The following is a 10,534-nucleotide window of genomic DNA, read 5'->3' as shown; positions in this document are numbered from 1 at the left end:
GGATCAGCGCTTCCTTAATTGGACTCTTCTTAATCGCCATTTTAGTGGTCGATCCTGAAACATCAAAATCCGTATTAGATGGCATAAAATGGAAAATCATTGGTACTTTTGATGGTTTGTTTATGTGGTCTGCCAATATTTTTGTCATATTTTGTTTGGCAATGATTGTCTCGCCATATGGCAAAATTCGCCTCGGCGGTGATGAAGCAAAAACTGACTATTCGATGATGTCATGGATAGCAATGTTGTTTGCAGCAGGCATGGGTATCGGTCTAATGTTTTGGGGCGTAGCAGAACCTGTTGCTTACTTTACCGGATGGTTTGAAACCCCCCTTAATGTGACTCCAAATACCCCCGAAGCGGCTAAGCTAGCGCTAGGTGCAACAATGTTCCATTGGGGACTTCACCCATGGGCGATTTACGGTGTTGTGTCACTGTCGTTAGCATTTTTCGCCTACAATAAAGGCCTACCGCTTTCCATGCGCTCAGTCTTTTACCCAATCCTAGGTGATCGCACTTGGGGCTGGCCAGGACATATTGTAGACATTCTAGCGGTGCTTGCCACTCTGTTTGGTCTAGCGACTTCTCTTGGACTTGGTGCTCAACAAGCCGCAAGTGGTTTTCACCATGTGTTCGGCATTGAAAACGGCTTAATGCTTCAAGTCGGCATTATATTTGTAGTGACTCTGTTGGCCGTTGGGTCGGTAGTCCGTGGTATTGATGGTGGCGTTAAAGTCATCAGTAATGTCAATATGCTGTTGGCACTTGCTTTAGTCCTGTTTGTCACTCTGGTTACTTTTGCTGTTTCGATGGGTACCATTCCGACAACAGTCATGGGATACATTGAAAACATCATTCCATTAAGTAACCCGATTGGCCGTGAAGACGAAGCTTGGATGCATGGCTGGACAGTTTTCTATTGGGCATGGTGGATTTCATGGTCTCCTTTTGTGGGCATGTTCATTGCGCGTATTTCACGTGGACGTACTATTCGTGAGTTCATGACGGCTGTGTTACTTGTCCCTACATTAGTTACAACGCTTTGGATGTCAGTATTCGGCGGTGTTGCGATTGATCAAGTCATTAATAAAGTCGGTACGTTAGGCGAAAAAGGCTTAACAGAAGTGCCACTAGCAATGTTCCAAATGTTTGACGCATTGCCAATGGGTAACATTTTGTCTCTACTTGCTGTTGTGTTGGTGCTGGTTTTCTTTGTGACCTCATCAGACTCTGGTTCACTGGTAATTGATAGCATTACATCAGGTGGTAAAGTCGACGCACCCATCCCACAGCGCGTATTTTGGGCGTTTATCGAAGGCGCGATTGCTGCTGCTCTAGTTTGGGTGGGTGGCACAGAAGCCATTGAAGCCTTGCAAGCGGGTGCAATTTCAACGGCCTTGCCGTTCACCATTATTCTATTGGTGATGTGTGTCAGTTTGATAATGGGACTACGAACAGAGAAACGTATTAGTTAATCTGTTGCAATGTTCGATAAAAATAGAAACCGAGTGATGCACTTATTTTGAAATAAAGCATTACTCGGTTTTTTTATGGGTTTAACTATATAGCCACAGCTTTATAGTTAAAGCTTCATAACCATAGCTTCTTAATCGGTGTGTCTGGGCTAAAATGGTGGTGGATTTGCGCTTGTAGTAGCTCTGCGGTAGCAATAGCATCGGTCAAGGCATCGTGTGGCGGATAAGTGGGCAGATTATAACGGGTACGACTATTGGCAAGGCGAATCGATTCTGGGCGAGTATTTTTAAACCAGTCAATAAACTTTTTCGGACGAGCCTGTTGGATATCAGCTTCAATCTGCATGGTATCAACGACAGGGAAAACAATACCTTCATTGATCAAGCTTCTAAGTGCAGCATCAAAAAAGTCACGTTCAATTCTGCGGTAATGCACCACCACAATTTTCCCTTCTAGCTCGTCCAATAACTGCTCTAAAATCCGCAACAGATCGGGCGCACCCTTGAGATCAGAATGGGTAATCCCATGGATGATAATTGAATCTTCCTTGAGTTTATCTTCCGGTGTTATAAACCAGTGTTTAGCCCGTCTACAAGCAATTCGTTGCAGAGTAAAAGGAACCAAACCAATGCTTATAATGCTATTTTGATCAGCATCCAGACCGGTTGTTTCAAAATCTAAGGCAACAAAGTCTATATCCTTGAGTTCGGTTTCACCATGGTAAGTACTGGCATTATAAAAGTTAGTCAGGCGGCTATCTTTACTCTCAAGCGCTTTAATGTGCAAAAACGCTTCCCAGTTTAATACTTCTTGATTGGTAAAATTACGCATTATTTACCCTGCATACTGTTAGCGGTATAGCGGAACTTTAAAAAGTTTTGTGCACTGCTTAACACCAAAAAGGCATCTTTTAGATTACGCCTTTCAAAATCGGACATGTTTTCAGGCTCGATATTGTTATCCGGCTCTTGATCTGACTCAATGTCTAATGCTTGATGACGAATACGAACCAAAGAGATGAACTCCATCGCATGTTGCAGATCTTTGCCCTTTGATGGCGGTAAAATTCCTGCCTCAATGATGTCTTCTAATCGATCAAATGAATTTTGCGATTGAGAACCAATAGCAAGGGCGTGCACACGGATCAAGTCGGCTAAAGGTGCTGTACCGCGTCGCTTCAAATTAATAGTGTTGTTATGACGACCATCTTTTTCCATCACAAAATCTTTAAAAAAGCCAAGTGGAGGTGTACGGTTTAATGCGTTTCTAGCAAGGCAGGCTAAGAATCGGTTGTTTTTCTTCGCTTTTCTAAGGATAAAGGCATTCAGCTGTTCAGCCCATTTTTGTCTGCCATAGACGCCGTAAAGATCGAAAAATATGGAGCTATTAAGCAGCGCTTGCGGGTTTGGATTCTCTATCCAATCAGCAAAACACTCTTCCCATTGAGACTGGGTTTTTCGATACTCAGGATTAGTCGCCATGATGTCACCAGTGCAATAGGTGTAACCGCATGCGGCCAAACCATCACAAACATAAGTGGCAAGCGCCTTAAAGTAGTCCCCATGTAGCGACTCTTGATACTCGTTATCAAGAATAATTGCATTGTCTTGGTCGGTCACGATAAGTTGTTCATCGCGCGCCATAGAGCCTAATGCTAGGAAGCAGTAAGGCACAGGTGGTGCCCCCAACTTCTCTTCCGCCAATTCAAGAAAACGCTGTTTAAAACTTCTGCCAATTTCCGACATGGCTCGACCCACCATGTGTGAGTTTGCATCTTCGTTAATCATGCGCACAAAACAATCTTTGAGTTGACTAGACAGAATAATAAGGTCTTCAATACTGTTCTGTTGAAATATGCTGCTAACAATTAACAAGCTATTTTGAGACTCATAACGAATAATGTCAGTAACTTCTATTAAGCCAATCGGTTGTTTGTTTTTTAAAATTGGGAGGTGATGAACGTTATAACGAAGCATTAATAGCATCGCTTCAAAAATATAGGCGTTGTGGTCCAAAGAGATGAGTTCTGTAGACATCACCTCGACCACTTGGGTATCAACATTTAGCCCTTGCGCGATCACTTTAGCGCACAGATCGCGCTCGGTAATAATGCCAACAAAGCTATTACCGCCTTCATCCGCAAGGTTAGGATCATTGATGATTGCCGCAGAGACATTCTCAGCAGCCATAATTTTAGCCACATTTTGAATCGTGGTCGTGGTCGGCAGCATCACTGGCTCGCCACTGAGTAGGGTTTTTACCTTTGAGGTCGTCAGTGAATTAGCATCATCACTATTATCTTCAACGGCTTGCTGTAATCGAATACTGCCTTCAACTTCAACAAAGTCGGCAAAGGTGTCGAAGCGTTCACAAAAATCAGCAAAGATGTCATCTGGAATACAGTACAAAAGGGTGTCTTTAAGCGATTTGGCTGGGAAACGCACCTTATTATTGGTCAACAGCCCCATTTGGCCGAATAAACCACCTTGATCAAGACGGTTATAAAGCTCACCGGTACGGCGATATATCTCTACTACACCGCTGCGGATCATATAGAGATCGTGGATCTTGTTACCAAACTCAATGATCATACTGTCAGCTCGGTAGTATGAGATCTCGACACTTCTTGAAACTTCGATTAATGCTTTTTCTGGCAGTTGATCAAAAGGTGGGTATTGGCGGATGAAATTTCGAATTTCAAGTAGCTCGACTTCCATTGTTCGCTCGATATTGATAATTTGAATATATATTAACAGTATATGGTATCTACGGCATATATGCAGCTAGCCGGTTTATCAGACTGTTATTATTAATGTTCATCTGTTTTTTTATCGGTACTTAACGGTAAAACTCGTTATCATTCCGTTGGTTCTGCTCTGATATAACGAGCCACCGAACCAAGCGGTATAAAGAAAAAAATGTAAATAATGGCAATGATTAGACGTTGGCTAAGCAAAAGTCATTGACCAATCATTCGGTATAATTTGAGTTTAGTACTGGGTTAGAGCAGTAACCTAGCGGTTAAATTCACGCTTTAAAGAACTATCGGATAGCTAGCCTATACAAAACTCGCTGCGTTCCATGTTGCTGCTGTCTAATATGGAATGTAATCGATTGAATTGTGAATAAAAAAATTCCCATCGTCACGGATATGAAGGTAAGCCTCTATAGTGCGGTTTGTTTCTGGTGCCTTATTGCGTAATGTCATCAATCCGCTAAAACAGAGTCAAAAAATAGTTATGTATAAGAGGTAATGCAATGAATATGAAAGAGTTTTCAAATATAGTTGGTCTATCACCTCATACGCTGCGTTACTATGAAAAAATAGGCTTACTTAAAAACGTGCACAGAAACACTAGTGGCCACAGAGCATATACCAGCAGAAATATAGAGTGGGTTAGTTTTGTGAATCGCCTGAAGGAAACTGGAATGCCTTTAGCGAACATCATTGAGTATGCAACGCTCCGAGAATTGGGCTCAAATACCGCATTAGAGCGTCAAATGTTGTTAGAACAACACCAAGAAAGCTTAAAAATTCATATTCAGCAACAGCAAAAGCATCTGGCGGCTTTGGCGCATAAAATCAGCCAATATAAAGAGGGAAAAGTGAGTTGACTTAGAGTTAACTCTAACTAGTAAGCTGTGGCTTCAGTTTGAAAATTGGAGTTTACGCATGAAAAATACCAGATTCACCTTAGGTCTAGCGCAGCTGTCAAAAATTGACGGTGAGGCGGGACATCAAGTTATTGAAAGCCTACAAGAGATCTGTCCTGACCTGGCTAGGTTCACTATTGAATATCCTTTTGGTGACATCTACACCCGCCAGGCTCTTGATTTGAAGTCGAGAGAAATCGCAACGGTTGCAGCGCTAACCGCATTAGGTAACTGCACTCCACAGCTTAAGGTTCATTTAAATGCCGCTTTGAACGTGGGTTGCAGCGAGGAAGAGGTAAAAGAGGTACTGTTGCAAATGTCAGTTTATGCCGGCTTCCCAGCAGCGCTAAATGGAATGTTTGCCTTTAAAGATGTGCTAAACCAGCGAAAAGTTTAAGCTTTAACTTCCTTTAACTGTTCTGAATTAAATGCGTTAGGGATTTCACCTAACGCATTTATGTCTATAAGTAGTCTAGGTCAGCACAACCACAGTGACAGCCACAAAAGAGCTCCAACTTTAGTGTTAAATTCAGAATTTTTCTATTACTTCCCATCTACAAGTCATCTTAGAGTCGAATTAGAAATGAAGAATAAACTTACGCATACATGGGAAGGGTACTTGTAGATATTAAACTTAACAGTACTTAATCGACCGACTACACTTACATGAGATTGCCAGTGTTAACTGACAATGTCCGGTAAAAAGAGAACGATAAAACTGCAAGGTAAACAATTATTTAAATATATAAGGCGTCATTTTACATCAGGCCTGCTGTTAACTTCAATAACCATATTTGAGGACGTTGAAGTAACTGTCAGGATAAATAATCTCAAGGATAGAGTTGATATATAATGCCATTACCTAAATTCAGAGCCAATGAAGATAATCTGCGCTTTTCTATAAATCAGAGTCATGCGTGGATTGAACATTCTCCTATTTGTACAAAAATTATAGATCTTGATTTCAACCTGCAGTTTATGAGCTCAGCAGGGGTTAAAACACTTGCCATTAGTGATGTTAAACAGTATTACGGCAAGGCTTATCCTTTTGGTTTTTATCCGCAATCTTTTCGTGACCAAATGTCCAATAATTTAAGAAAGGCGCGAGATACCGGCTTAGTTATAGAGCAAGAGGCTGCTGTGGTGGACACGCGTGGAAATGAAGTGTGGTTTCATTCAACTATTTCGCCAGTCAGTGAAAATGGAGATCAAATTGATTACTTAATGGTCGTCTCAATCGATGTAACTGCAAGGCATGCCAGCATACGAGAATTAGAACAGCTTAATGATGAGCTTGAACGCAAAGTTTATATCCGAACACTTAAACTTGAGAATGCAAATAAGGCATTACATCAACAAGTTGAAACAGATTTTTTAACCAAGTTATCTAATCGCCTTGCCTTTGATAGACACATAAGCATGAGCATAACATCTGCTAAATTAAGTGAAAAATGCCTTTCGTTGTTGATGATAGACGTTGATAATTTTAAAACCTATAACGACAAATATGGGCATGACGTTGGTGATCTAGTTTTGGCAAGTATCGCGGATTCGATAGACAATTCATTACTTAGACAAACCGACATTGCAGCTCGAATTGGCGGTGAAGAGTTTGCAATTTTGTTGCCGGAAACAGATGTTAACGCGGGCTTTTGTATCGCTGAGCGGGTTCGTACTAATATCGAGGCATTACAGGTTCGGAATAGCGACTCAGGTATGATCGCTAATATAACGGTTAGTATCGGCGTCGCGTCTTTAAAAGATGATGAGCTAAATGCCACGGCTTTACTAAAACAAGCAGATAAAGCTCTTTACCTCGCTAAACATTTGGGGAGAAACAACTCGCAGATCTACTTTGCAGATGTAGTCAGCAAACTAGCATAAACTTTTATCGAAGCTCCTTTTTATGAAAACACTATAATCAAAAAACAAGACGAGTAACTAAGCCAAGTAAAACGAGTCTCTCAACTAAAGCCCTAATGATGGCAGAGAACAAATGGAATTCTAAATATAGCGTAAGAGCCCTTTTTAGAGTTAAAAGGGATTGCTGATGGATTCAATATGCTTTTTTAAATGATGAACATCAACAAGATGCCATTTCATCTCTCCACGTATCATCAGGCTGCCAGTGTGCCGCCCACTCAGGAATATCCTTAGCAATCATCGGTCTGGCAATGCCATAACCTTGTGCCAATTCACAACCTAACTTCAACAGAGCAATACCATGAGCGATAGTCTCAACACCCTCTGCAATCACTTCACGTTTAAATGACTTCGACAACACCACTACACTTTCGACAATCGCCAAGTCATCAGGGTCAATCAACATATCCCCAACAAAAGTCTGGTCGATCTTAATTAAGCTCGCTGGTAAACGTCTCAAGTGACTCAGTGAAGAGTAACCCGTGCCAAAGTCATCTAATGCAAAATTAACCCCAAGTTCGATACAGGCTAGCATGGTTTCTGACACCTGTAGTACATCGGCTATCGCACTTGTTTCAAGTACTTCTAGTTCTAAAGAGCTAGGAGCAACCCCCGGGAATTCGGCCAATAGCTCCGCTAAGCGTGTTGCAAAACCTTCACTCTGTAATTGAAGTGCGTTAATGTTGACACTGACAGGAATATCCAACCCCAACGCTTGCCACGCTTCAATCTGACGAAGAGCAGTGCTGATAACCCATTCACCTACCTCGATACTGAGAATATGATTTTCAATGACGGGCAAAAAATCGTTAGGGGGGACTAAACCACGCTCGGGGCATTGCCAACGAATTAACGCTTCGGCACCAATCATCTTCCCCGTTTTCATATTGACCTTAGGTTGGTAATAAAGCACAAATTCATTTTTGTTCAGAGCTTTACGTATACAATCTAACTTTTCATGTTGAGTGATCATCGCAGCATTATGTGCAGAGTCAAACAAACGATATCGGTTCTTTCCCTCTTGCTTCGCCACATACATGGCTTGATCAGCATGCCGCATAAGTTGGTCTGCATCGACACCATCTTGCGGGTAAATGGTGACACCAATACTGGCAGAGACTTCCAGCCTGACTCCGCCTATGACTACCGGTTCCGATGCAGCTTGCAACAGGCGTTCCAACATAGGTTCACAATCTTCCACTGTGGCTATATTTTCCATCACAGCGACAAATTCATCCCCGCCGATACGGGCCAGGGTGTCGACATCGCGTAAAGCTTCCCTCATGCGAGATGAGACGACAATTAATAATTCATCACCAACGACATGACCATAGGTATCGTTAACGTCTTTGAATCCATCCAAATCAAGAAATGCGACCGCTAGTAATGAGTGTTGACGTTGGCTATGGCTCATAGATTGCGTTAGACGGTCTGCCAATAATGTCCGGTTAGGTAAGTGAGTTAACATATCATAGTGAGCAATACGTTCTAATTGCCCCTGATGCTCTTTAATCGCGGTGATGTCATTGAATAGCGCCACGTAATTTTGCACTATGCCAGTATCATCGAGTACCGCGCTTATCGTGAGAATCAGCGGATAAACCTCGCCATTCTTACGTTTATTCCAGATCTCACCGGTCCAATGCTCTTTTTCTTGTAAAGTGTCCCACATTTCTTTATAGAATTCAGGCAAATGACGTCCGGATTGGAGGATTCGCGGGTTTTGTCCTATCACTTCATCACGGGGGTAGCCTGTGATCGCACTAAAAGCCTCATTAGCGTTTATGATGACACCAGTAGTATCTGTGATGGCGATACCTTCTCTGGCATAGGTGAATACGCTAGCGGCAAGTTTGAGTTCTTCCTCGGTTTGCTTGCTCTTGGTTATATCTTCATGCGTGCCTGACATTCGCACAGACTTGCCATCATTTGTCCATTCAACCACTCGCCCACGATCGAGTATCCAGACCCAGCTGCCGTTCTTGTGCAGCATCCGATATTCGCATTCGTAAGTATCTGTTTCATTTTTGGAACAACGCATTAGCAATTCATTGGTATTATGTGCATCATCGGGATGGAGTCGTGTCTCCCAGGTGCCGATGTCAACGGGTTCAAGCTCTTTAAGGCGGTAACCCAACATCTCGGCCCAGCGTTCATTGTATGCGGAGTCACCTGTCTGTACATTCCATTCCCAGGTGGCCATGTTGGCGCCCAAAATCACTTCTGCATAACGTTGGCTTTGGTCGCGAAATGCCTTCTCAGTCTCATGCAAGGCAGCTTGAATTCGCCTATTTTTGGTAATATCTTGGACCAATGATGTCACGCCAAGCACTTCACCGGTCTCACTTACAATGGGCGTGTTGTACCATTCACAAATGATGGCCCTGCCATCTTTTGTCATGTTCTCATTTATATTTCTGGACGCTTTATTATTTTCAATCAATCTTTTACCGATCTTATTGACATCTTCTCTAGCTCCTTCAGGCACCAAAAGTTCTAATAGAGAATGACCCATGACTTCGTCGACAGAGTATCCGAATATCTTCTCGGCTGATTTATTCAATTCACTACAATTTAAGTTTTTATCCCATGAAATATACCCAAGCGGCGTATTCTGAACATGGTGGGACAGTATCGTCTCACTAGCCTGTAACTCCGTTGCTGCCTTGTTGCGGTCTGTCACGTCCCGAATGAACCCCATATAGCCCTGAATTTGGCCATCAACAGCTTTGATCACGACCCTACTTGTTTCACCTACGACGATACTGCCATCCTTGTGCCGGTAGTTCGCTTCATAAGGTTTGACCTTATCTCCAGCGGCGAGATTGAAATACATACGACCATGTCGCTGGAACTCTTCATCGCTTTCATAAATGATCGATGCTTTTTCCCCCACAAGTTCTTCACGGCTATAGCCTAACAAAACTTCCATAGCCTGATTTATCGAAATAATCCGGCGATTTAGATCTGCAAAAATGAAGCCATCGGTAGCACAATCAGAAATTGTTCTGAACAACCTTTCGTTATGAACGGAGGTTGTTTTAGTTTCCTCAAGGGCGCGCAGAGCTTCTTCACGTTCGCGAATCTTTCTTGGTACCCAGAGCTTTAGGAGAAGCAAGATGACTAGTAAGCCAGCAGCAATATTGATTAATTTTGGGAGAATGAGCAAAGAGGGTTGCGACAACAGCTCGTGGATAGATTTTGGCACCAGCCCGTACAATGAGTTGAAATACAATCCAAAATAGACACTTTCAATTATGGTCCTGAATGCATCAATGCTAAGGACCATAAGGAGAACCACAACCGTTCCGCCAACTGCGCCATCAACGGCTTGTAATTGTTTAAGTTTGACCAGATAAATAACGACTATAACCAACCATAAGGCGGTCAAGATCCAGTATGATATTGGTGTAATGATGTCAAACGTATCCATTTTTATTTCTCTAATAAACTTACAAGCTGACCTTCTAGGTCTTATGGC

7 protein-coding genes are annotated in these 10,534 nt (G+C 42.4%); 4 read left to right on the top strand and 3 right to left on the bottom strand.

The genetic code is table 11. The features are described from left to right. On the top strand, nt 1-1,475 hold a 1,475-nt coding region (locus tag CXF82_RS09410; protein ID WP_102044075.1), incomplete at its 5' end, for a BCCT family transporter. Nucleotides 1,476-1,590: 115 nt separating this feature from the next. On the opposite strand, the gene CXF82_RS09405 is transcribed toward CXF82_RS09410, so the two are convergent. Both CXF82_RS09405 and CXF82_RS09400 read right to left on the bottom strand, forming a co-directional pair. After that, the gene (locus tag CXF82_RS09405) at nt 1,591-2,307 is read right to left on the bottom strand and encodes a 3'-5' exonuclease (protein WP_101090183.1); all 717 of its coding nucleotides are present in this window, start codon (nt 2,305-2,307) and stop codon (nt 1,591-1,593) included. Next, nucleotides 2,307-4,193, bottom strand: a complete 1,887-nt coding sequence (locus CXF82_RS09400; protein WP_101090182.1) for a DUF294 nucleotidyltransferase-like domain-containing protein — start codon at nt 4,191-4,193, stop codon at nt 2,307-2,309. The genes CXF82_RS09405 and CXF82_RS09400 overlap by 1 nt, the downstream gene beginning before the upstream one ends. Nucleotides 4,194-4,734: 541 nt before the next feature. On the opposite strand from CXF82_RS09400, the gene CXF82_RS09395 reads away from it, so the two are divergent. The 3 genes from CXF82_RS09395 to CXF82_RS09385 all read left to right on the top strand — a co-directional run bounded on the left by CXF82_RS09395 (nt 4,735) and on the right by CXF82_RS09385 (nt 7,014). Next, on the top strand, nt 4,735-5,091 hold the full coding sequence (locus CXF82_RS09395) for a MerR family transcriptional regulator (protein WP_102039736.1): 357 nt from the start codon (nt 4,735-4,737) through the stop codon (nt 5,089-5,091). A gap of 58 nt (nt 5,092-5,149) precedes the next feature. After that, nucleotides 5,150-5,527, top strand: a complete 378-nt coding sequence (locus tag CXF82_RS09390; RefSeq protein ID WP_101090180.1) for a carboxymuconolactone decarboxylase family protein — start codon at nt 5,150-5,152, stop codon at nt 5,525-5,527. A gap of 455 nt (nt 5,528-5,982) precedes the next feature. Then, nucleotides 5,983-7,014, top strand: coding sequence for a sensor domain-containing diguanylate cyclase (locus CXF82_RS09385; protein WP_102039737.1), 1,032 nt, complete (start codon nt 5,983-5,985; stop codon nt 7,012-7,014). Between the two features lie 199 nt (nt 7,015-7,213). On the opposite strand, the gene CXF82_RS09380 is transcribed toward CXF82_RS09385, so the two are convergent. Then, on the bottom strand, nt 7,214-10,342 hold the full coding sequence (locus CXF82_RS09380) for a sensor domain-containing protein (protein ID WP_308304380.1): 3,129 nt from the start codon (nt 10,340-10,342) through the stop codon (nt 7,214-7,216). Nucleotides 10,343-10,534 lie beyond the last annotated feature (192 nt).

The organism is Shewanella sp. GutDb-MelDb, from assembly GCF_002836075.1.
Lineage (GTDB): Bacteria > Pseudomonadota > Gammaproteobacteria > Enterobacterales > Shewanellaceae > Shewanella.
The sequence above is the reverse complement of the archived record's forward strand: the minus strand, read 5'-3'. Positions and strand labels throughout refer to the sequence as shown.

Coding starts and splice junctions, on each gene's coding strand:
- CXF82_RS09405 (WP_101090183.1), bottom strand. CDS start 2,307: ATGCGTAATTTTACCAATCAAGAAGTATTAAACTGGGAAGCGTTTTTG.
- CXF82_RS09390 (WP_101090180.1), top strand. CDS start 5,150: ATGAAAAATACCAGATTCACCTTAGGTCTAGCGCAGCTGTCAAAAATT.
- CXF82_RS09400 (WP_101090182.1), bottom strand. CDS start 4,193: ATGGAAGTCGAGCTACTTGAAATTCGAAATTTCATCCGCCAATACCCA.
- CXF82_RS09385 (WP_102039737.1), top strand. CDS start 5,983: ATGCCATTACCTAAATTCAGAGCCAATGAAGATAATCTGCGCTTTTCT.
- CXF82_RS09380 (WP_308304380.1), bottom strand. CDS start 10,342: ATGGTCCTTAGCATTGATGCATTCAGGACCATAATTGAAAGTGTCTAT.
- CXF82_RS09395 (WP_102039736.1), top strand. CDS start 4,735: ATGAATATGAAAGAGTTTTCAAATATAGTTGGTCTATCACCTCATACG.